The sequence below is a fragment of the Aminobacter aganoensis genome (genome assembly GCF_014206975.1).
GTDB lineage: Bacteria > Pseudomonadota > Alphaproteobacteria > Rhizobiales > Rhizobiaceae > Aminobacter > Aminobacter aganoensis.
Genome location: NZ_JACHOU010000006.1, coordinates 228,009 through 248,423 on the forward strand (window position 1 = coordinate 228,009; position 20,415 = coordinate 248,423).

22 protein-coding genes are annotated in these 20,415 nt (G+C 66.0%); 12 read left to right on the forward strand and 10 right to left on the reverse strand.

Annotated elements, in window-relative coordinates; translation table 11 throughout:
- The first annotated feature begins 12 nt into the window (after positions 1-12).
- The 4 genes from GGR00_RS15030 (at position 13) to GGR00_RS15045 (ending at position 4,930) form a co-directional block, all read left to right on the forward strand.
- Positions 13-3,141: an efflux RND transporter permease subunit gene (locus tag GGR00_RS15030; RefSeq protein ID WP_184699858.1), complete on the forward strand. Its 3,129-nt coding sequence runs from the start codon at positions 13-15 to the stop codon at positions 3,139-3,141.
- A gap of 130 nt (positions 3,142-3,271) precedes the next feature.
- Positions 3,272-3,757 carry a MaoC family dehydratase gene (locus GGR00_RS15035; RefSeq protein ID WP_280137972.1) on the forward strand — a complete coding sequence of 162 codons (486 nt, stop codon included), beginning with the start codon at positions 3,272-3,274 and terminating at the stop codon, positions 3,755-3,757.
- A gap of 133 nt (positions 3,758-3,890) precedes the next feature.
- Positions 3,891-4,535, forward strand: coding sequence for a TetR/AcrR family transcriptional regulator (locus GGR00_RS15040; RefSeq protein WP_184699859.1), 645 nt, complete (start codon positions 3,891-3,893; stop codon positions 4,533-4,535).
- Positions 4,536-4,681: 146 nt separating this feature from the next.
- Positions 4,682-4,930: a DUF680 domain-containing protein gene (locus GGR00_RS15045; protein ID WP_184699860.1), complete on the forward strand. Its 249-nt coding sequence runs from the start codon at positions 4,682-4,684 to the stop codon at positions 4,928-4,930.
- A gap of 80 nt (positions 4,931-5,010) precedes the next feature.
- Here GGR00_RS15045 and GGR00_RS15050 read toward each other — a convergent pair whose 3' ends face one another.
- The 7 genes from GGR00_RS15050 to GGR00_RS15080 form a co-directional block, all read right to left on the reverse strand.
- Positions 5,011-5,208 carry a hypothetical protein gene (locus GGR00_RS15050; protein WP_082496687.1) on the reverse strand — a complete coding sequence of 66 codons (198 nt, stop codon included), beginning with the start codon at positions 5,206-5,208 and terminating at the stop codon, positions 5,011-5,013.
- 103 nt (positions 5,209-5,311) lie between these two features.
- Entirely contained in the window at positions 5,312-5,857 is a 546-nt protein-coding gene (locus GGR00_RS15055; protein ID WP_184699861.1) for a sarcosine oxidase subunit gamma, read from the reverse strand.
- Positions 5,850-8,843: a sarcosine oxidase subunit alpha gene (locus GGR00_RS15060; protein WP_184699862.1), complete on the reverse strand. Its 2,994-nt coding sequence runs from the start codon at positions 8,841-8,843 to the stop codon at positions 5,850-5,852. Before GGR00_RS15060 ends, GGR00_RS15055 begins: the two co-directional genes overlap by 8 nt.
- Positions 8,843-9,223, reverse strand: coding sequence for a sarcosine oxidase subunit delta (locus GGR00_RS15065; RefSeq protein ID WP_184699863.1), 381 nt, complete (start codon positions 9,221-9,223; stop codon positions 8,843-8,845). Before GGR00_RS15065 ends, GGR00_RS15060 begins: the two co-directional genes overlap by 1 nt.
- 11 nt (positions 9,224-9,234) lie before the next feature.
- Positions 9,235-9,669 carry a hypothetical protein gene (locus tag GGR00_RS15070; RefSeq protein ID WP_184699864.1) on the reverse strand — a complete coding sequence of 145 codons (435 nt, stop codon included), beginning with the start codon at positions 9,667-9,669 and terminating at the stop codon, positions 9,235-9,237.
- A 79-nt stretch (positions 9,670-9,748) separates the two neighbouring features.
- Complete coding sequence (locus GGR00_RS15075) at positions 9,749-10,105, reverse strand: cupin domain-containing protein (protein ID WP_184699865.1); 357 nt, start codon at positions 10,103-10,105, stop codon at positions 9,749-9,751.
- A gap of 16 nt (positions 10,106-10,121) precedes the next feature.
- Positions 10,122-11,375 carry a sarcosine oxidase subunit beta gene (locus tag GGR00_RS15080; protein ID WP_055979858.1) on the reverse strand — a complete coding sequence of 418 codons (1,254 nt, stop codon included), beginning with the start codon at positions 11,373-11,375 and terminating at the stop codon, positions 10,122-10,124.
- Between the two features lie 236 nt (positions 11,376-11,611).
- Between GGR00_RS15080 and GGR00_RS15085 the strand changes: the two genes are divergently transcribed.
- Positions 11,612-12,370 (forward strand): SDR family oxidoreductase, encoded by a 759-nt coding sequence (locus GGR00_RS15085; protein WP_055979861.1) that lies wholly within the window; start codon positions 11,612-11,614, stop codon positions 12,368-12,370.
- Positions 12,371-12,384: 14 nt separating this feature from the next.
- Here GGR00_RS15085 and GGR00_RS15090 read toward each other — a convergent pair whose 3' ends face one another.
- Both GGR00_RS15090 and GGR00_RS15095 read right to left on the reverse strand, forming a co-directional pair.
- Positions 12,385-13,599: an MFS transporter gene (locus tag GGR00_RS15090; RefSeq protein ID WP_484477037.1), complete on the reverse strand. Its 1,215-nt coding sequence runs from the start codon at positions 13,597-13,599 to the stop codon at positions 12,385-12,387.
- Between the two features lie 90 nt (positions 13,600-13,689).
- Positions 13,690-14,502 (reverse strand): AraC family transcriptional regulator, encoded by an 813-nt coding sequence (locus GGR00_RS15095; protein ID WP_055979865.1) that lies wholly within the window; start codon positions 14,500-14,502, stop codon positions 13,690-13,692.
- Positions 14,503-14,594: 92 nt separating this feature from the next.
- Between GGR00_RS15095 and GGR00_RS15100 the strand changes: the two genes are divergently transcribed.
- Entirely contained in the window at positions 14,595-15,005 is a 411-nt protein-coding gene (locus GGR00_RS15100) for a DUF2000 domain-containing protein (protein WP_055979869.1), read from the forward strand.
- 43 nt (positions 15,006-15,048) lie between these two features.
- Here GGR00_RS15100 and GGR00_RS15105 read toward each other — a convergent pair whose 3' ends face one another.
- A complete protein-coding gene (locus tag GGR00_RS15105) occupies positions 15,049-16,236 on the reverse strand; it encodes a glycoside hydrolase family 5 protein (protein WP_055979872.1) in 1,188 nt (395 codons plus the stop codon).
- A 238-nt stretch (positions 16,237-16,474) separates the two neighbouring features.
- On the opposite strand from GGR00_RS15105, the gene rpsU reads away from it, so the two are divergent.
- The 6 genes from rpsU to GGR00_RS15135 all read left to right on the forward strand — a co-directional run bounded on the left by rpsU (position 16,475) and on the right by GGR00_RS15135 (position 20,077).
- A complete protein-coding gene (gene rpsU / locus GGR00_RS15110) occupies positions 16,475-16,735 on the forward strand; it encodes a 30S ribosomal protein S21 (RefSeq protein WP_055979876.1) in 261 nt (86 codons plus the stop codon).
- A 135-nt stretch (positions 16,736-16,870) separates the two neighbouring features.
- Positions 16,871-17,719, forward strand: a complete 849-nt coding sequence (locus GGR00_RS15115) for a tetratricopeptide repeat protein (protein WP_055979879.1) — start codon at positions 16,871-16,873, stop codon at positions 17,717-17,719.
- Positions 17,720-17,751: 32 nt separating this feature from the next.
- A complete protein-coding gene (locus GGR00_RS15120; protein WP_055979882.1) occupies positions 17,752-18,345 on the forward strand; it encodes an NAD(P)H-dependent oxidoreductase in 594 nt (197 codons plus the stop codon).
- Between the two features lie 67 nt (positions 18,346-18,412).
- Positions 18,413-18,892, forward strand: a complete 480-nt coding sequence (locus GGR00_RS15125; RefSeq protein WP_055979885.1) for a DUF992 domain-containing protein — start codon at positions 18,413-18,415, stop codon at positions 18,890-18,892.
- Between the two features lie 73 nt (positions 18,893-18,965).
- Positions 18,966-19,361, forward strand: coding sequence for a VOC family protein (locus tag GGR00_RS15130; protein ID WP_055979887.1), 396 nt, complete (start codon positions 18,966-18,968; stop codon positions 19,359-19,361).
- A gap of 83 nt (positions 19,362-19,444) precedes the next feature.
- Positions 19,445-20,077, forward strand: coding sequence for a LysE family translocator (locus GGR00_RS15135; protein ID WP_184699866.1), 633 nt, complete (start codon positions 19,445-19,447; stop codon positions 20,075-20,077).
- The last annotated feature ends 338 nt before the right edge of the window (positions 20,078-20,415 follow it).

The following is a 20,415-nucleotide window of genomic DNA, read 5'->3' on the forward strand; positions in this document are numbered from 1 at the left end:
GGAGCGCGGCACATGAGCACCGTCCATAACGAGAACGCCGAGAAAGGCATCACCGCACTCTTCGTGCGCCGGCCGGTGCTGGCCTTCGTCATCAACACGCTGATCGTGGTGGCCGGCCTCGCTGCCCTCTACGGCGTCGAGGTGCGCGAACTGCCCGACGTCGACCGCCCGGTCATCACTGTGTCGACCACCTATTCCGATGCCGCCGCCGAAATCGTCGACCGCGAGGTGACGGCGGTGGTCGAGGGCGCGGTGGCGCGCGTCACCGGCGTCAAGTCGATCTCGTCGAGCTCGTCCTACGGCAACAGCCGCGTCACCGTCGAGTTCAACGACGGCGTCGACCTCAACGTCGCGGCATCAGACATGCGCGATGCCGTCGGCCGGGTGACCAACACGCTGCCCGACGACGCCGATGCGCCGCGCATCGTCAAGGCCGACGCCAACGCCGACGCGGTGATGCGCCTGGCCGTGACCTCCGACACCATGCCCGTGGAGGACATGACCATCCTGGTCGAGGACCAGATCGTCGACGCGCTCGCCGCCGTCGACGGCGTTGCCGACGTGCAGACCTATGGCGACCGCGCCAAGGTGTTCCGCGTCGACATCGACCAGGCTAGGGTCGCCAGCCTCGGTCTGACGCTGGCCGACATCTCCAACGCGCTGGCGAGCGTCTCCTTCGACGCGCCGGCGGGGTCGCTGACCGTCGGCAACCAGGACATCATCGTGCGCGCCAGCGCGGCGGTGACGACGCCGGAAGCCTTCGAGAGCATCATCATCAACGGCAAGACCCGGCTCGGCGACGTGGCGACGGTGACGCTGGGCGGCGATCCCGGCTCGACCTCGCTGCGCTCCGACGGCAAGACCGGCATCGGCATCGGCATCGTGCGCCAGGCCCAGTCGAGCACGCTCGACATCTCGACAGGCGTGCGCGCGGCAGCGGAAAAGATCCAGCAGACCCTGCCCGACGGCATGACCATCCGCGTCACCTCGGACGACGCCACCTTCGTCAAGGGCGCCATCGAAGAGGTCGAGATCGCCCTGGTCCTGGCAGTGACCATCGTGCTGCTGGTCATCTACGTGTTCCTGCAGGACTGGCGCGCGACGCTGATCCCCGGTTTCGCCATGCCTGTGGCGATGATCGGCACCATCGCCGGCATCTATCTCGCCGGCTTCTCGGTCAACATCCTGACGCTGCTGGCGCTGGTGTTGGCGACCGGCCTCGTCGTCGACGACGCCATCGTGGTGCTCGAAAACATCGTCCGCCGCCGCAACGAAGGCATGGGCCCGCGCGCCGCAGCCGTGCTCGGCACGCAGGAAGTGTTCTTCGCCGTCGTCGCCACCACCGCCACCCTCGCCGCCGTGTTCATCCCGATCTCGTTCCTGCCCGGCCAGACCGGCGGCCTGTTCCGCGAATTCGGCTTCGTGCTGGCGATCGCCGTGCTGCTGTCGTCGGTGGTGGCGCTGTCGCTGTGTCCGATGCTGGCCTCGCGCATGCTGACCGAGAAGAGCATCGAGCACAGCCATGGCGGCGCGCTCGGCAAGCTCGGCAGCAAGCTCGCCGCCATCTACGCGCGCTGCCTGCGCGCCTGCCTCAACGCACCATGGATCGTCATCGTCGTTTCCGTGCTGTTTGCCGGCGCCGCCTACATCGCCTTCGGCAGCGTGCGCCAGGAACTGACGCCGACCGAAGACCGTTCGATGGTGATGCTGCGCATCTCCGCCCCGCAAGGCGTCAGCCTCGACTACACCGCTTCGCAGTTGCGCCGCATCGAAGGACTGATCGAGCCGCTGCGCAAGTCGGGCGAGATCGAGAGCACCTTCGTCAGCGCCGGCATGGGCAACAACAACAACAGCGGCTTCATGGTGCTGTCGCTGGCACCCTGGAGCGAACGCAGCCGCACCCAGCAGCAGATCGCCGCCGACATCCTGTCGCGGACGCGCGACGTGCCGGGCGTGCGCACCACCGTCGGCCAGCCCAACAGCCTGGGCATCCGCGGCGCCGGCAACGGCCTGCAGTTCGCGCTCGTCGGCAACAGCTATGCCGATCTCGGCGTCGCCGCTGCCAAGGTGCTGACCGAGATGGAAAAGGACCCGCGCTTCCGCCAGCCGCGCCTCTCCACCGACGCCAACCAGCCGCAGCTCTTCGTCACCGTCGACCGCGACCGCGCCTCCGACCTCGGCATCGACATCAACGGGCTATCGCCGGCGCTGCAGGCGATGCTCGACGGCCGCAAGATCGCCAGCGTCTTCATCGAAGACCGCAGCTACGACGTGAAGCTGGTCTCGACGACCAACCCGATCAACGATTCGACCGACCTCGAAAACATCTTCATCCGGGCCAATGACGGACGCTTCGTGCCGGTCTCGACCATTGCCTCGCTGACCGAGCGCGCTGTCGCGCCGTCGCTGTCGCGCGAACAGCAGCAGCGATCGATCGCCATCACGGCGAGCCTGGCCGACGATTTCGCGCTCGGAGACGCGCTGAACCGGGTCGAGGAAATCGCCGCCCCCGTGCTCCCCGCCGGCAGCCGCCTGCTGCCGCTCGCCGAGGCCGCCACGCTGAACGAAACCAGCGGCAGCATGCTGACGATCTTCGGCTTCGCCATCGTTATCATCCTCCTGGTGCTGGCGGCACAGTTCGAGAGCTTCGTCTCGGCGGTCATCATCATGGCGACAGTGCCGCTGGGCCTCGCCTGCGCCGTCTTCGCGCTGATCCTGACCGGCACCTCGCTCAACGCCTACAGCCAGATCGGCCTGGTGCTGCTTGTCGGCGTCATGGCCAAGAACGGCATCCTCGTCGTCGAGTTCGCCAACCAGTTGCGCGACCGCGGCATGGGCGTGCGCCAGGCCATTGAAGACGCGGCGAGCATCCGCCTGCGGCCGGTGCTGATGACGATGATCTGTACCGTGCTCGGCGGCCTGCCGCTGGTGCTGGCGCAAGGCGCAGGCGCCGAGGCGCGCATCGCGCTCGGCTGGGTGATCGTCGGCGGCCTCGGCTTGGCGACCGTTTCGACGCTGTTCCTGACCCCGGTGGCCTACCTGCTGCTCGGCCGCTTCATCACGCCCAAGGTCGCCGAGGAAAGCCGCCTCAAGCGCGAGCTCGAGGAAGCCGCCTACACCGGCGTGGAACCTGCGGAATAGTTGTCGGTTATTTGGTTGGCCAATCTGCGACGGATTTGCCGCTGCAAGCGATGACAGGGCCTGTCTGATTCTGTATCAGTCTGTCGCTGGTGCGCGGTGCATGACTTTTTCTTATGCAGGACGGGATGCGATGAGCCTGAAACCAATCAATCTCGAGCAGCTTCAGGCCACCGTCGGCAAGGAGATCGGCGTGTCGCCCTGGCGCACCGTCACCCAGGAGATGATCGACAAGTTCGCCGACGCAACCGACGACCATCAGTTCATCCATTGCGACCCCGAGCGGGCGGCCAGGGAAACGCCGTTCGGCGGCACCATCGCGCATGGCTTCCTGACGCTGTCGCTGCTGTCGGCGATGACGTTCGAGACAGTCCCGCCTGTCGAGGGCGGCGACATGGGCATCAACCAGGGCTTCGAATCGCTGAAGTTCGCAGCCCCCGTGAAGACCGGATCCCGCATCCGCACCCGCTTCGTGCTCGCCGACCTCAAGATTCGCCCGTCGGGCTGGATCCAGGCGACGCACGACGTGACCATGGAGATCGAGGACCAGAAAAAGCCCGCACTGACCGCGCGCTGGCTGACACTGACATTCGTCGAGCCGAAGCGCGAGACCGCCTGACACCGTCCTCATTCGCCCCGGCCCTCTCCTCGTGGGATTAGTCCTGATGAGCTATGGCCGGTTACCTTGCTGCCCTTGGGAGCCGCGTATAGAGTCGCTGGCTTCGAGTACGTGAAGTCAGCAGGGCGTATCCTTGTCCACTATTGCCGCAAACCGACGTGAGCTCCAGAAGGCCGAACTCAGGGCCGAACTGGTGGCAGCCGCTCACGCGCTGGTGCGGGAAGAAGGTTATGAAGGCCTGACGATCCGCAAGCTCGCCACCAGGGTCGGCTATGCGCCGATGTCGGTTTATTCCTACTTCGCCGACAAGCAAGAGATCCTGATGGCGCTCGCCGAGAATGCCTTCATCGACCTTGCGCGACGGATGCGGCAGAACCGGCCTCGCGATCCACTCGAAGCGGTCCGCGCGGCGCTTGTCGAGTATGCCGAGTTCGGCCTTGGCAATCCGAATGAATACCGGACCGTATTCATGACCGAGAAGCAGAAGCCGCCGGTCGAAGAAACCTTTGCCGAGATGGAACGCGGAAACCCGGCCTTCCAGGTGATCATGGAACGGGTCGAAGCCTGCATCACGGCGGGCAAGCTGAAGGGCGACGCGCGCGCCATAGCCACCTCCCTGTGGACGGTGGCCCATGGCGCGATCTCGCTGCTGATCACGTTTCCCTTTTATCCGTTCGGCGACCCGAAGGCTTATGTATTGCGGATCGGCGACCTCGCCCTTGCCGGACTGGCAGCGACCGAGGTGACCCCGCTCACCGACGAACCCGGCAATTGCTAGCGCCTGCCGGGGCAGCATTCAGTGCTTTCAGTGCCTCGACAACAAAATCTCCGTACACGTACGGAATACCCCTTGCGATGCGTGAGGTGCGGTCGTATCTGTAAGGCATACCGTACATGTACGGATAAAATTTACGGAGATGGACAATGCAACGGACTGTACTGGCGCTCGCGGCGTTGCTCGCGACGAGCGGCCTTGCAATGGCAAAAGACACGCACACGACCAAACCGCACGCTCCTTCCGCATGCACGGAGATGGCGGGCAAGCTGGACTGCGGCGCCACCGGTGGGATCAAGGACGATCGGGGACCGCTGACCACGAACAGCATCCGGACCAGCGACAAGCCCAGGGTCGGCATCGACATCAATCCCTGGATCGTGCCCAGCTTCAACTGATTGATTGAGCGATATCATTGAGCGATATCAATGAAAAAGCCGCCCGAAAGGGGCGGCTTTTTCATTACTAATCGGGACAGTCACTTTTCGCCGGCAGGCTTAGGCGCCCCGGAAATCGTCGTCGAAGTCACCGAAACAGGGTCGCTCGCCGGGAAGCTGTCTTCCAGACCTTCGTCGAGTTCTTCCTGCAGGATATCCTGGTCCTTGGGCCTGGCGTCGCTGCGCCGGGCGCGTCTTTCGCGCTTCGGCCGCATCTGCCCGGGGCTTTGATTGGGCATGGATGGCATCGCATTGTCCTCTCGTCGATGTCGAGAACAAACGCCTGCCCTGCCCCGTGGGTTCCGGGGCATGGCACCTTCCAACACCTCATCCGGGCCCGGACTAGTCGCGCGCGGCCTCCGACAGGAAGCCATAGACGTAGTCGGAGAACGAGCGCCAGCACTCGACGCGGAAGGCGTCCTCGCCGGTCCTGAGCAGCACCATCTCGACCTTGCCGAGCACGGTGCGCGAGGCGGCCCCGACCGGGAAAGCCTGAAGCGACAGATCCTGCGGGCAGCCGGCATTGACGGTGGCCGCAGCATTCGGGCCGGTCACCGCGATGGCGACGTTGCGATGCGACACGTCGACCGCCGAGTGCAGGCCCTTGACCGACGCGCAGTCGCCAACGGGATCGCCGCCAGCCTCGTCGATGACCAGCCATTCGTCCGGGCCGAGCCAGAGTATCGTGCGGCCGCTCTTCGCCGCGGAGGTCTTGGCCCTGTCCGGCAGGCTCACGCCCAGCGCCTTGGAGAGCGCGGCGACGGCAGCCGGGCGGGCGCGCAACGACATGCGGCTGGCCGGCCCCAGCACCTTGAGCGACACGCCGTGGCCGCCGACACTGTGGCCGGCAAGGGCGGGATTGCGGTTGGCGATTGCGACCTTAGCCATTGAGGCGGTCTCCCTTCTCGTCGAAGAACACGGTGCCGGTAACTTCCACCTCGATGACGCCGTCGGGCATCGGCACGTAGAGCGTTTCGCCGATGCGGTCGCGGCCGCCGGCAACCAGGCCCATGGCGATCGAGCGGTCGCAATTCTCGGACCAGTAGCTCGACGTGACGTGGCCGATCATCTTCATCGGGATCGCCTGCTTGGGGTTCTCGACGATCTGGGCGCCCTCTTCAAGCACGGTGTGCGGATCCCTGGTCTTGAGCCCGACGAGCTGGCGGCGGCCCTTGGCGACGAGGTCCGGGCGCATCAGCCCGCGGATGCCGACGAAGTCAGTCTTCTTCTTGCCGACGGCCCAGTCGAGACCGGCGTCGTTGGGCGTGACGGTGCCGTCGGTGTCCTGGCCGACGATGATGTAGCCCTTCTCGGCGCGCAGCACGTGCATTGCCTCGGTGCCATAGGCACAGGCGCCGTGCTTCTGGCCCTCGGCCCACAGGCCCTCCCAGACGGCACGGCCATAGTCGGCCGGGACGTTGACCTCGAAGCCGCGGTCGCCGGTGAACGACATGCGGAACAGCCGCGTCGGCACGCCGCAGATCTTGCCCTCGCGCACCGACATGTGCGGCATCGCCTCGTCCGACATGTCGATGCCCTCGACCAGCGGCTCGATGATTTTTCGCGAGTTGGGACCTTGCACCGCAATCACCGCCCACTGCTCCGAAACGGACGTCAGCCAGACGTCGAGGTCGGGGAACTCGGTCTGGAGGTAGTCCTCCATGTGGTTCATGACGCGCGCCGCACCACCTGTGGTCGTGGTGACATGGAAGCGGTCCTGCCCCATGCGCCCGACCACGCCGTCATCATAGATGAAGCCGTCCTCGCGCAGCATGATGCCATAGCGGCAGCGGCCGACCTCGAGCTTCTCCCACGGGTTGGTGTAGAGCAACTCCATGAACTTCGCCGCATCCGGGCCGACGACCTCGATCTTGCCGAGGGTCGAGGCGTCGAACAGGCCGGCCGACTTGCGAACGGTCACGCATTCGCGGTTGACCGCGGCATGCATGTCTTCGCCGGCGCGCGGGAAATACCAGGCGCGCTTCCACTGGCCGACATCCTCGAACACGGCGCCATGCGCTTCCGCCCAGGCATGGGTCGCTGTCTTGCGCGTCGGGTCGAACAGGCCGTGGCGGGCGTGGTTGACGATGGCGCCGAAGGTCACCGGCGTGTAGGGCGCGCGGAAGGTGGTCAGGCCGACCTGCGGAATGTCCTTGTCCAGCGCCTCGGCGGCGATGGCCAGGCCATGCATGTTGGAGGTCTTGCCCTGGTCGGTGGCCATGCCGTTGGTGGTGAAGCGCTTGACGTGCTCGATCGAGCGCATGCCCTCCTTCACCGCCTGGCGGATGTCCTTGGCGGTGACGTCGTTCTGGAAGTCGACGAAGGCTTTGACCGTGGTGCCGGCGCCGGCACCCGGGCCCGAACCCAGCATGCCGCCGTGCCAGCCTTCCGAGGCGTCGATCTTGAGCGTGACGGCGCTGGCCGACTTGGCCCCGGAGGCGCGCGCCGCGGCAGCGCCGGCCTCGAGCGCCTGTCCGACGGTGTCTTCCAGCGAGTCGGAACCGTTGCAGGCGCCGACCGAGACGCAATCCTGGGCGTAGGTGCCGGGCAGGAAGCGCTTGGTGGCGTCGTCGAAGGCGACCTTGCCGCGCGACTGCGAGAACATGTGCACCGACGGCGTCCAGCCCGCCGACATCAGGAGCGCGTCGACGGCGATGGTGCGCTCGGCGCCGCCGCCCTTGGCCTGCACGGTCATCGACTTGATGCGCTGGCTGCCATTGGCGCTGGTGACGGCGCGGCCATGGTTGACCTCGATGCCCAGCGCGCGCGCCTCGTCGACCAGCGGTCCGGTGGGGTTGTCGCGCAGGTCGACGATCGCCGCCACACCGACACCGGCCTTCTTGAGGTCGATCGCCGCGCCATAGGCGCTGTCATTGGCGGTGTAGACGCCGACATTCTTGCCGACGACGACGCCGTAGTGGTTGAGGAAGGTGCGTGCGGCCGAGGCCAGCATGACGCCCGGGCGGTCGTTGTTGGCAAACACCATGTGGCGCTCGATGGCACCGGTGGCGATGACCACGCGCCGGGCGCGGACTTGCCACAGCCGCTCGCGTGGCTCGTCGCGGCCGGGGCGCGCGACATGGTCGGTGACCCGTTCCACGAGGCCGACGAAATTCTGCGCGTAGTAGCCGAAGGCCGTCGTGCGCGACAGCACGGTGACATTGTCCATCGCGGCAAGTCTTGCGGCAGCGCCTTGCGCCCAGCTCCAGCCGTCCTGGCCGTCGATGACCGCGCCCTTCTCGAAGCGCAGCGCGCCGCCGAACTCAGCCTGCTCGTCGCAGATGATGACCCGCACGCCGGTCTCGGCCGCCGCAAGCGCCGCCGCGAGGCCCGCGGCACCGCCGCCGAGCACCAGCACTTCGCAATGCGCGTAGCGCGCCGAATAGTGGTCGGGGTCGGGCTGGTCGGGCGCGACGCCGAGGCCGGCAGCCGAGCGGATGTTGGGCTCGTAGAAGTTCTTCCACGCCGCCTTCGGCCACATGAACGTCTTGTAGTAGAAGCCTGCCGAGAAGAACGGCGAGGCGATGTCGTTGACGGCACCGACGTCGAAGGAGAGCGACGGCCAGCGGTTCTGCGAGGCGACGTTGAGCCCGTCATAGAGCTCCTGCACCGTGGCGCGGACGTTGGGCGTCTTGCGCGCGGCATCGCGGGTGACGGTCACCAGCGCATTGGGCTCCTCGGCGCCGGCCGAAAGAATGCCGCGCGGGCGGTGATACTTGAACGAGCGGCCGACGAGATGCACGCCATTGGCAAGCAGCGCCGAGGCGACGGTGTCGCCGGCGAGACCGGTCATCGCCTTGCCGTCGAAGGTGAAGCGCGCGGTCTTGGCAGGCGTCAGGCGGCCCTGGCCGGAAATGCGGTAGGAACCGGCCATCATGCCTCTCCCTTGGTCGAGCGCTTGCTCTTGGGTTTTTCATTGAGCTGGTCCGGCGGCCGGTTCGCCCATGCCGCGGGCCCGCCTTCGCTCGACAGGGTCGAGAGGCCTGGCTTCGGCTCGCCGGCCTTGTAGGTGAGCAGGAACCGGTCGGTGATGGTGTCGCGGGCCGCGTTGAAGAAGCGCGCGCAGCCATGGATGTGGCGCCAACGCTCGAAGATCACGCCCTTGGGGTTCGATCGGATGAAGAAGAACTTCTCGAAATCCTCGTCGCTTTCGGCGGCGATGTTGGTGGAGCGCGCAATATGCGCCTCGCCGGCGTTGCGGAACTCGAGCTCGGGGCGCTCTTCCTCGCAATAGGGGCAGTGAATGAGAAGCATCTGGATGATCCCTAGAGTTCGCCGGGGCCGATGTTGGAGCCTTGGGGTTGGTCGCAGAGCCGTCGCCCCAATGCCTCGAACGGGGCGACGCGCTTGATCAGCGCCTCCACCGTGTCCGCCGGCAAGAACAGGTCGCGGCTCGATATGTTGAGGAAGGTCAGTTCGAACGGGTTGGCCGAAACGATGACATGACGTCCGGGCGGCGGCTCGTGCTCGTCGTCGGGGGCTTCGGGCTGCTCGATGAAGGAAACGACCCTGTGGCCGCCGCTCCACACGCAGGCGAGAATGCCCGAGGCGACCGAGAACGGCCATTCGTCCTCGTTGCCGGTGCGGCTGATCGCCTGAAGCCGCACCTCGCTGGCGTCGGGCATGTGGAACATGCCCTTTTCCTCGGCGAGGACGAAGGAGGCAGCGACAGCGGCCAGTGTGGTCGCGAGCATGGTCATCGGCGCACCATGGCACGGGCGACCGCGGCACGGGCGGCGTGCAGGTCGCTGGGATGGCAATGCGTCGGAACCATAGGGCTCAGATCCGGTTCTTGATCACGGCGGTCGTCGGGTCGCCGGTGTTGGGCACGCCGGCGGGCTCGATCAGCAACAGGTGGGTTTCTTCCTCGGCAAGCGGGCAATGCTCGATGCCCTTCGGCACGACATAGAGTTCGCCCGGTCCGAGAACGACATCGCCGTCCCGCATCTGGATCCGCAGCCTGCCGCTCAGCACCATGAAGAAGTCGTCGGTATCCGGGTGTGAATGCCAGTTGAACTCGCCCTTGACCTTAACGACCATGATGTCGTTGCCGTTGAAACCGGCGACGATCTTCGGCGTCCAGTGCTCGGAAAACAGCCCGAGCTTCTCGACGAGGTTGACCGGCCTTTCGGACATATGTCGGCCCCTCCGCTCAGTGCGCCACCGCAGCCGCTGCCGCCTCGTCGATGAGACGGCCGGTGCGGAAGCGCTCGATGGTGAAGGGCGCGTTGATCGGATGCGGCTCGTCGCGCGCGATGGTGTGGGCAAAGACGTTGCCCGAGCCCGGCGTTGCCTTGAAGCCGCCCGTGCCCCAGCCGCAATTGACGTAGAGGCCCGGTACCGGCGTCTTGGCCAGGATCGGCGACCGGTCCGGCGTGACGTCGACGATGCCGCCCCACGACCGCAGCATCTTCATGCGCGTGAACATCGGGAACATCTCGCAGATGGCGTCGAGCGTGTGGTTGATGATGTGCAGGCCGCCGGTCTGCGAATAGGAGATGTACTGGTCGGTGCCGGCGCCGATCACCAGTTCGCCCTTGTCGGACTGCGAAATGTAGGCGTGCACCGTGTTGGACATCACCACGCAAGGGAACACCGGCTTGACCGGCTCCGACACCAGCGCCTGCAGCGGGTAACTCTCCAGCGGCATGCGCACGCCAGCCATGTTCATGATCACCGAGGTGTGGCCGGCAGCAACGACGCCGACCTTCTTGGCGCCGATGAAGCCCTTCGAGGTCTCGACACCCGAGACGCGGCCGTCGGGGGTGCGGCGCACGCCCGTCACTTCGCAGTTCTGGATGATGTGCACGCCGCGGTCCGACGCGCCGCGGGCATAGCCCCAGGCAACAGCGTCGTGGCGGGCGGTGCCACCGCGGCGCTGCAGCGAGGCGCCGACGACCGGATAGCGCGCAGAAGCGGAAATGTTGAGCGGCGGGCAGAATTCCCTCGCCTGCTCCGGCGTCAACCATTCATTGTCGATGCCGTTCAGGCGGTTGGCATGGACGTGGCGCTTCAGCACCTGCACGTCATGGACGTTGTGCGCCAGCATCATGACGCCGCGTGCCGAATACATGACGTTGTAGTTGAGGTCCTGGCTCAGCCCGTCCCACAGCTTCAGCGCATGATCGTAGATGCCGGCCGATTCGTCATAGAGATAGTTGGAGCGGATGATGGTGGTGTTGCGGCCGGTATTGCCGCCGCCGAGCCAGCCCTTTTCCAGCACCGCCACATTGGTGATGCCGTGTTCCTTGGCCAGATAATAGGCCGTGGCGAGGCCATGACCGCCGGCGCCGACGATGATGACGTCGTATTCGCTCTTCGGCTCGGGCGAGGACCACTGCTCCTCCCAGCCCTTGTGTCCGCGCATCGCCTCGCGGGCTATGGCAAAAACCGAATATTTCCGCATTTTTTCAGGGCCTCGCAGATGCCGGAAGCGTCAGAGCGCGAGGTGTAGCACTAGCGAAATCCGACGACCAGCCTTGCGCTGTTTGCGACGGGGTCTGCCGTTTTGCGCCGCCCGTTTATGCCGTTCATTGATGCTGCCCATTCATGCCGCATGTATCGGGTGGCCCGCCGACCGCCGAATTGCGACCTGTGCCAGCGCAGCCGGCAGACGCCGCTGAGCGCACAGGAGCAAGACGCATGTTTGATTTGAACGGAAAGGTCGCGATCGTCACGGGGGCCAGTTCCGGCATCGGCCGGGAAACGGCGCGGCTGTTTGCACGGCAGGGCGCGCGCCTGGTTCTTGCCGCGCGCGGCGCCCCCGCATTGGAAGCGCTCGCCACGGAAATCCGCGCCGACGGGGGTCAAGTGGTCGCGGTTTCCGGCGACGTCAGGGACGAGGCTTTTGCCCGCGCGTTGGTAGAAAAAGCAGAGACCCATTTCGACGGCCTCGACATCGCCTTCAACAATGTCGGCCTCGTCGGCGAGATGGGCCCGGTCACGGAACTGGAACTGTCAAGCTGGACGGAGGTCATGGAGACCAACCTGACCAGCGCCTATCTCGGCGCCAAGCACCAGATCCCGGCAATGCTGAGGCGCGGCTCAGGCTCGCTGATCTTCACCTCGACCTTCGTCGGCCACACGGTGGGCATGCCCGGCATGGCCGCCTATGCCGCGAGCAAGGCCGGGCTGATCGGCCTCACCCAGGTTCTGGCGGCGGAGTACGGCTCGCGAGGCATCCGCGTCAACGCGCTTTTGCCCGGCGGCACCGACACGCCGATGGCCACCTTCAAGACCGCCGACGAGCGCGCCTTCATCGAGGGGCTGCATGCGCTGAAGCGCATCGCCAGGCCCGAGGAGATCGCCCGCTCGGCGCTCTATCTCGCCTCGGAGGCGTCGAGCTTCACCACCGGTGCCGCGCTGCTTGCCGACGGTGGCGTCTCGATCAACCGCGTCTGACCGGGCACGGCATGTCAGGCCGCGCCTGCGCGCGCGGCCTTCATGTTGGGCAGGAAGATGGTGAGCAGCCCGAGCAAAGGCAGGTAGGAGCAGATCTTGTAGACGAACGCGATGCCGTGGCTGTCGGCGACGACGCCGAGCACGGCAGCCGAGATGCCGCCGACGCCGAAGGCGAAGCCGAAGAAGATGCCGGCGATCAAGCCGACGCGGCCCGGCACCAGTTCCTGCGCAAAGACGACGATGGCCGAGAAGGCGGACGCGAGGATCAGGCCGATCACCACCGTCAGCACCTTGGTCCAGAACAGGTCGGCATAGGGCAGCATCAGCGTGAACGGCAGCACGCCGAGGATCGAGAACCAGATCACCGTCTTGGCGCCGAAACGGTCGCCGATCGGGCCGCCCAGGAAGGTGCCGAGCGCGGCAGCGCCGAGGAACAGGAACAGCAGGTACTGCGATTCCTGCACCGAGACGCCGAAGCGCTCGATGACATAGAAGGTGTAGAAGCTCGACAGGCTCGCCGTATAGATGTTCTTGGTCGTCACCAGCAGCGCCAGCACGACCAGAGCCACCATCACCGTGCGGCGCGGCAGCGGCGGAAACAGCGTCGAGGAAGCCGGCCGGGCCGTGGCGATGAGATGGCGGCTGTACCAGCCGCTGACACGCGTCAGCACGATGATGCCGACGATGGCGCCGAGCGCGAACCAGGCGATGCCGGTCTGGCCCTGCGGCACGACGATCAGGGCGGCGAGCAGCGGCCCGATCGCCGAACCGAAATTGCCGCCGACCTGGAACAGCGACTGCGCCAGACCGTAGCGCCCGCCCGAGGCCATCCGCGCAACGCGCGACGACTCAGGATGGAAGATCGCCGAGCCGAAGCCGATGAAGGCAGCGCCGACCAGAAGCATGGTGTAGCTGTGGGCGAAGGCCAGCATCAAGAGCCCGACCAGCGTCGACCCCATGCCGACGGGCAGCGAATAGGGCAGCGGCTTCTTGTCGGCATACATGCCGATCAGCGGCTGCAGCATCGACGCGGTGACCTGAAAGGTCATGGTCAAGAGCCCGATCTGCCAGAAATCGAGCTGGTAGTCGGTCTTCAGCATCGGATAGAGCGACGACAGCAGCGACTGCATCACGTCGTTGACGAAGTGGCTGAAGCTGACCGCAAGCAGGATCGCGAACACGGTTGCATCGGCACCCGATGGGCGGCTGGGCATGGCTGTGTCGGTCAACGGCGGTCACTCCGGCTGGTCTTCCGGCTGACATAAACCCCGGAGACACCGCTTTCATGGTGCACGATGCGGTACTGTGCGGTCCAGTTGTCAGGCCTTGGCAGCACCCGCGAGCGCGGCGAACCGCCCCGGCGTGATGCCGAACCGGGCACGGAAATGGCGTGTCATGTGGCTCTGGTCGGCGAAGCCCGAGGCCGCAGCAGCCTCGGCCAATCCCTCGCCCGCAGCCATGCGGGAGCGCGCATGGGCGAGCCTTCGCCCGACGAGATAGCGATGTGGCGAAGTCCCGAGGAGCCGGCGGAAGGCGCGCGCCAGTTCGAAGCGGTCGAGACTGGTGATGCGCTCGAGATCGCCGGAGGAAATGGGTCGATCGAACTCCTCCGACAGGAACGAACGCGCCCTCGCCAGTTGTTCCATTGGCATGGGGGCTGCGCGCAAAGGCCTGGCATCGTCGCTGCGCCGGGCAAGATGCGCAGCGACATCGGCCACGAAGGCATCGGCCTGCAGCGGTTCCATCGGGTTGGGAAAGTCGGAAAAGGCATCGTCGATCAGGGCCGCGAGTTCGGCATCGTGCTCGACCACGCCAGGCACGAAGGGCAAGAGACTTTCGCGTCCGAGCGCCCGGCAGACAAGCCACGGCTCGACGTAGAGCATGCGGTAGGTGAAGCCTTCAGGCGCACCGGCATGGCCGTCATGCACCTCGTCGGGATGAATGACCATGCACTCGTCCCGGACGCTGATCCGATCGCTGCCGCGATAGCGAAATGCCTGCGCACCCGACAGGGTATGACCGACGGCATAGGTCTCGTGGCGGTGCGGGTCGTAGGCATGGCCCCCGAAACGCGCGACCAGGCGCTGGAGCCCCTGGGCCGGTTCGTCGGTGGCGATGAAGTCAGTGATCATCGATGCGCGGATCCTGGTGCCGTCGATGCAATGTCGTGGGCCTTGCACAAACGTTCAAGACCCCAAGAGCCGGCGCCGGCTAGCCTCCGGCGATGATGTATCCGACCAAGACCGCCCTGATCCTCCTCGACGACCTCGCCGCCTGGCAGAAGGTCAACATCGCGGCCTTCCTGACCGGAGGGCTGATGCACGGTTTTCCCGAAATGGCGGGCGAGGCCTATCGCGACCGCGACGACCACTACTATCTCGCCACGATCCGCGAACCGGTCTTCGTCTACGGCGCGGACGCCCAGACGATGCGGCGCACTTTCGAGCGGGCGCGCTCGCGCGGCATCCCGTTTTCGATCTACACGCGGCCCCTGTTTGCCACCAGCAACGACGCCGACAACCGCGCCTCGGTTGCGGCCACGCCGACGGCCGAGCTGGATCTTGTCGGGCTCGGCCTGCATGGCGAGCGCAAGCTCGTCGACAAGATCGTCAACGGCCTGAAGTTCCTGGCCTGAGCGCTCAGATACGAGATCGCCGTCCGCGATTGCCCGGCGGCGTCTACTTGCCGGCAGCCAGGCGCCTGGAGATCGGCTCGAACTCCGGCGTCGGCTTGCGCTTGACCGGATCGGGCGCATTGTTCTCCATCGCTTCCCAGTACTTCCAGTTCACCTTGGCCGAACCGAGCTCGTAATCCATGCCGTCCCAGGCGTCCTCGCGGAAGCTGTAGAACGCCCAGTGTAGCCCCTCGGCGTCGAGACTGGTCAACACGTCCTCGAGATACTGCGTGCAGAACGGCAGGCGGCGCATGCAGCCGAACTCGCCGGCGACGACGCGGTTGCGGGCGATGCCGCGGCTGTCAGCCCATTCGACCGGCTGACCGAGATAGGCCTTTACCCGTTCGGCATCCCATTTCTGCGGCTCGCCGTCGCCGAAGGGCACGTTGCCCGGATAGGCAAAGGGCTTGTCGCGCTTCATGTTCGGCGCGCTGGTGGCGGCGTAGGGCTCGTACATGTGGAAGGAATAAAGCACGCGCTGGTCTGTCAGCTTGGCCGGCCAGTAGGAAAAGGCGTCGGCCGCGGCATACCAGCCGGCGTCGGCCATGACGGGCGTCACCGGATCGACCTCGCGGATCGCCTTGATCACCGTTTCGTAGAAGGCGAGCAGATCGCGCGAGCTGCCGGCGTTCCCGGTGTACCACGAGCGCATCTCGGCGACAGAGGCGTGCTCGGCGAGCCCGCCCTCCTTTTCCGGCGCCGGCTCGTTGACGATGTTGTAGGCGGCGACCGCCGGATGATCCCTGAGCTCGGCGGCAAGATCGCGCCAGAAGGCGGCGGCCTCGGTCCACCGGGCCTTGTCCGCCCACAGCCGGCCGTCAAACGTGTTGTCGTTGTTCTGGGCCCAGCGCATGCCCGGCAGCGACAGCGGCGCGATCACCACCTTGAGCCCGGCCTTGTCGGCGCGGTCGAGCACCTGCTTCAGCGTCTCGACATCGGCAGCCACCAGCCCCTCGTACTTGTCGGCGCTGCCGATCAGGAAATCGCGCTTCTCCGGCTTCCACTTGTCATAGGACAGCCGCACCCAGGTCGCGCCATAGCCGCGCAGCGCATCGAAATAGGCCTGGTCGGGCGGCAGCCGGTTGAAGCTGTTGCCGCCATGCTGCGGCTGGTCCCAGAAGCCGATGAGATCGGCGGCATGTGCCTGCGGGATGGCGGCGGCGAGCGCCAGGGCGAAAATCAGGGAGCGCATGGAATGCCTTGCATGTGGGACCGGAAGATGGGACAGGCTTCGTCGACAACGATTGCGGCGGAAGTGGGCACAGCCCGGCGCCGTTTTCCCACGCAGCGCAGGAAATGCGGCCTTTGCAGTGGACAAGCAGGCCTGATTCTGCTATCAGCCGCCCACAATTCGCGGTGGAACCATCGCGGAGGCATCGTGGCTATTGCCGCTAGCCTTAGGATTTCGAACCCGAAAGACAGGATCACACGTGCAGGTACTCGTCCGCGATAACAATGTTGACCAGGCGCTTCGCGCGCTGAAGAAGAAAATGCAGCGCGAAGGCATCTTCCGTGAAATGAAGATGCGCGGTCACTACGAGAAGCCTTCCGAGAAGCGCGCCCGCGAAAAGGCAGAAGCCGTTCGCCGCGCCCGCAAGCTGGCCCGCAAGCGCGCCCAGCGCGAAGGCCTGCTGCCCAGCACGCCGCGCCCGGCAGCTGCTGCTGGCGCTGGTGCTCGTCCGGCACGTTGATCTGCCAATTTTTGGTCCTTTTCGGAGGATAACGACAAGGTGGGGCGACTAAACATCGCCGCCACCTTTTTGTTTTGTTCGGCTTCCCGCCGGACGCCGCGCCACCTGCCCGGGGCGCATGCGAGGGATACCGCGATGAATGCAGTCATGAGCAACCGCAACTCCCTCCTGCGCGGCGGCACCATGACCGCTCTCTTGCTCGTCGCAATGGCCGTTGCGGGCTGCCAGTCGTCGGGTCCCGCCGGCGAGCTGACCCGCATCGACACGATGCAGGGTTCGAGCGAAAACATCTCCTCGCTGAGCGCCGTCGTCTCCAGCAACCCGAACGACCCCGAGGCCTACAATGTGCGCGGCTCAGCCTATGGCCGCGGCGGCAAGTACCGCGAGGCGCTCCAGGACTTCGACCGGGCGCTGCAGCTCAACCCGAACTTCTACCAGGCCTATTCCAACCGGGCGCTGATCCACCGCTTCATGGGCAACCAGCCGGCGGCGCTGGCCGACTACAACAAGGCCATCCAGCTCAACGCCTCCTACGACGCCGCCTATATCGGCCGCGGCAATCTCTACCGCAAGGCCGGCCGCACCCAGGACGCCTTCAACGACTTCCAGAAGGCGATCGAGCTCGACACCACCGACCCGCGCGCCTACCACAACCGCGGCCTGATCTATCAGCAGCAGGGCCAGCACGCCTTCGCCATCGAGGACTTCTCGAAGGCGATCTCGCTGTCGCCCGATGCCGCCGAGCCCTACAACGGCCGCGGCCTGTCCTATCTCGCCACCGGCGACGACGAGAATGCCTTCACCGACATCAACATGGCGATCAAGCTCGACGGCAAGATCGCCGAGAGCTGGGCCAACCAGGCGCTGATCTACGAGCGTCGCGGCGACAAGGCCAAGGCCGCCAAGGCCTATGCCGAGGCGGTTCGCCTCGACCCCAACTACAAGCCGGCTGTCGACGGTCTGGCCCGCACACGCGGCGCCTGATCTCCGCACCGGCGCAAAGACAGGGCTTCGCCTTGAACTGCCTCGTGGTCCTGTCGCACCCGCTGCCCGAAAGCCTGAACCGGCATTTCGCCGACGCGGCCATCGAGGAACTCAAAGCCGCCGGCCACAAAGTCACGCTGCTCGATCTCTACGCCAGCGGCTTCGACCCGCGGCTGAGCGAGGCCGAACGCGGCTCCTATTATGGCGAACGCTTCGAGGCCGGCGCGCTGATGAGCCATGCCGCCGCCCTGCGCGAGGCGGAAATCCTGGTGCTGGTCTTCCCGACATGGTGGTTCGGCCTTCCGGCGATGCTGAAGGGCTGGGTCGACCGGGTGTTTTCACCCGGCATCGCCTTCGACCACGGCACCGATTTCGGCCCGATCAGGCCGCTGCTCTACAGGCTCCGCCATGTCGTCGCCGTCACTACGCTGGGCAGCCCCTGGTGGGTCGACCGCCTGGTGATGCGCCGCCCAGTCCGCCGCATCCTGAAATGGGGCGTGTTCAAGGCCTGCGCGCCGAAAGCCAGCTTTGCCATGCTGTCTTTCCATGCCGCAGAAAAGCCGCAGCCGGCGCGCGTCATGCGCTTCGCCGACGCGATTCGCCGGCAAATGCGCAAGATCGCCTAGCCGCGCCAGAGGGAACCTTTCAGCGGCTATCCGGTTGATATCGCTTCATGCCTGAAAGGATTCTCCCATGAAAAAACTCGCCCTCCTCGCCGCTCTCGCCCTTGTGCCGCTGGCAGTGCCTGCGCACGCACAGTTCGGCGCCAAGCTCGGCATGCTGAGCTGCACCGTCAATGGCGGCACCGGCTTCATCATCGGCTCGAGCAAGGACATGCAGTGCACGTTCACGCCGGCTTTCGGCAGCCGCACGCAGGAGATCTATTCCGGCCGGATCAACAAATACGGCGTCGACATCGGCACCACCACCGGCGGTGCCCTCGAGTGGCTGGTGCTGGCACCGAGCCGCGACGTCTATGACCCGGGCGGCCTCGCCGGCAACTATGTCGGCGCAACCGCGGAAGCGACCATCGCCGTCGGCCTTGGCGCCAATGTGCTCGTCGGCGGCTCGGCGCGCTCGATCGCCCTGCAGCCGCTCAGCGTGACCAACCAGACCGGCCTGAACGCCGCCCTGGCGATCGGCGCACTGCAGCTGACGGCGCCGCTCAAGTAAGCGCACCGGCGCCATCCATCCGCGCCCGGGCCTCGTGCTTCGGGCGCGGATTTTTCGCTTGAGGACATCGTCGATGTTCGACCATCTCGGCTTTCGCGTTCGCGACCTTGAAGCCTCCCGCCGCTTCTACGACGCGGTGGCGCAGAGCCTTGGCCTGTCGACGATCGACAACTCCGAAACGTCGTTCCTGGTCTGCCGGAGCGCCCGGGACCACATCCCGTTCCTGTGGGTGGGCACCGACCGGCCGGCCTTCTGGACTGACGGTCACATTACCTCCGCAAGCCCCTTGCACCTGGCGTTCAAGGCCGCGACGCGCGCGCAGGTGGACGCCTTCCACAAGGCCGCTCTCTCCCATGGCGGCACCGACAATGGCGCACCCGGACCGCGCGGCCCGGCCGAGATGAACTACTACGGCGCCTATGTCCTCGATCCCGACGGCAACAATGTCGAGGCTGGCTGCCGCAATTGACTGCCGTCACCTGCCCCTGTCGCGCCTGACCATTTCCCGGCATCTCTTCACCAACTGGATGGCCAGTCCCGGAGAGAACGCGCATGCCCGACACCGCAAGCCTCATTGCCTTTGCAGCAATTGCCCTCGGCATGGTGCTGACGCCGGGGCCGAACATGATCTACCTCGTGTCGCGCTCGCTCAGCCAGGGCCCGAAGGCCGGGCTGATTTCGCTTGGCGGCGTCGCCCTTGGCTTCGTCGTCTACATGCTCTGCGCCGCCTTCGGCATCACGGCCCTTGTGCTTGCGGTGCCCTACGCCTACGACGTCATCCGCTTCGCCGGTGCCGCCTACCTGCTGTGGCTCGCTTGGCAGTCCCTGCGCCCCGGCGGCCGCTCGCCGTTCCAGGTGCGCCACATGCCCCGCGACACGCCGCGCAAGCTGTTTGCCATGGGTTTCCTGACCAACCTGCTGAACCCCAAGGTCGCCGTGCTCTATCTGTCGCTGCTGCCGCAGTTCATCGACCCCGCCGACGGCAGCGTGCTCACCCAGCTTCTGGTCCTTGGCGCCATCCAGATTTCCATCAGCATCACCGTCAACGCCATCATCGCCATTTCGGCCGGCTCGATCTCGACCTTCCTAGCCGGCAATCCCGGCTGGGTAGCCGTCCAGCGCGGGCTGATGGGCACGGTGCTGGCCGGGCTTGCCGTGAAGATGGCGACGGAAGCGCAGCGGTAGCGATTCCCCTCCCCCTTGTGGGGAGGGGCTAGGGGTGGGGGTAACCGCCTTTCCACGGACAGACCCGTTCCGCCCATCGTCCACCCCCACCCTTACCCTCCCCACAAGGGGGAGGGAGGCGCCAGAGTCGCGGCCAGCCTCCTTCGCCCCGTTCACGGAGAAGAAAGTGCGGGGGCAGGCGGATGAGGGGCATGGCACGACGGAACGCACTGACACGTCGCGCAACAGCAGAAACGTCCCGATATGCAAAAAAGCCCGGCGTGAGCCGGGCTTTTCCGAGTTGCTTTTGGCTTGGCGCTCCGAGCTTGCGGCTCAGTGGTCCATGGCCTTGACGATCT

Coding starts and splice junctions, on each gene's coding strand:
- GGR00_RS15030 (WP_184699858.1), top strand. CDS start 13: ATGAGCACCGTCCATAACGAGAACGCCGAGAAAGGCATCACCGCACTC.
- GGR00_RS15035 (WP_280137972.1), top strand. CDS start 3,272: ATGAGCCTGAAACCAATCAATCTCGAGCAGCTTCAGGCCACCGTCGGC.
- GGR00_RS15045 (WP_184699860.1), top strand. CDS start 4,682: ATGCAACGGACTGTACTGGCGCTCGCGGCGTTGCTCGCGACGAGCGGC.
- GGR00_RS15050 (WP_082496687.1), bottom strand. CDS start 5,208: ATGCCCAATCAAAGCCCCGGGCAGATGCGGCCGAAGCGCGAAAGACGC.
- GGR00_RS15055 (WP_184699861.1), bottom strand. CDS start 5,857: ATGGCTAAGGTCGCAATCGCCAACCGCAATCCCGCCCTTGCCGGCCAC.
- GGR00_RS15060 (WP_184699862.1), bottom strand. CDS start 8,843: ATGGCCGGTTCCTACCGCATTTCCGGCCAGGGCCGCCTGACGCCTGCC.
- GGR00_RS15065 (WP_184699863.1), bottom strand. CDS start 9,223: ATGCTTCTCATTCACTGCCCCTATTGCGAGGAAGAGCGCCCCGAGCTC.
- GGR00_RS15070 (WP_184699864.1), bottom strand. CDS start 9,669: ATGACCATGCTCGCGACCACACTGGCCGCTGTCGCTGCCTCCTTCGTC.
- GGR00_RS15075 (WP_184699865.1), bottom strand. CDS start 10,105: ATGTCCGAAAGGCCGGTCAACCTCGTCGAGAAGCTCGGGCTGTTTTCC.
- GGR00_RS15080 (WP_055979858.1), bottom strand. CDS start 11,375: ATGCGGAAATATTCGGTTTTTGCCATAGCCCGCGAGGCGATGCGCGGA.
- GGR00_RS15085 (WP_055979861.1), top strand. CDS start 11,612: ATGTTTGATTTGAACGGAAAGGTCGCGATCGTCACGGGGGCCAGTTCC.
- GGR00_RS15095 (WP_055979865.1), bottom strand. CDS start 14,502: ATGATCACTGACTTCATCGCCACCGACGAACCGGCCCAGGGGCTCCAG.
- GGR00_RS15100 (WP_055979869.1), top strand. CDS start 14,595: ATGATGTATCCGACCAAGACCGCCCTGATCCTCCTCGACGACCTCGCC.
- GGR00_RS15105 (WP_055979872.1), bottom strand. CDS start 16,236: ATGCGCTCCCTGATTTTCGCCCTGGCGCTCGCCGCCGCCATCCCGCAG.
- GGR00_RS15115 (WP_055979879.1), top strand. CDS start 16,871: ATGAATGCAGTCATGAGCAACCGCAACTCCCTCCTGCGCGGCGGCACC.
- GGR00_RS15125 (WP_055979885.1), top strand. CDS start 18,413: ATGAAAAAACTCGCCCTCCTCGCCGCTCTCGCCCTTGTGCCGCTGGCA.
- GGR00_RS15130 (WP_055979887.1), top strand. CDS start 18,966: ATGTTCGACCATCTCGGCTTTCGCGTTCGCGACCTTGAAGCCTCCCGC.
- GGR00_RS15135 (WP_184699866.1), top strand. CDS start 19,445: ATGCCCGACACCGCAAGCCTCATTGCCTTTGCAGCAATTGCCCTCGGC.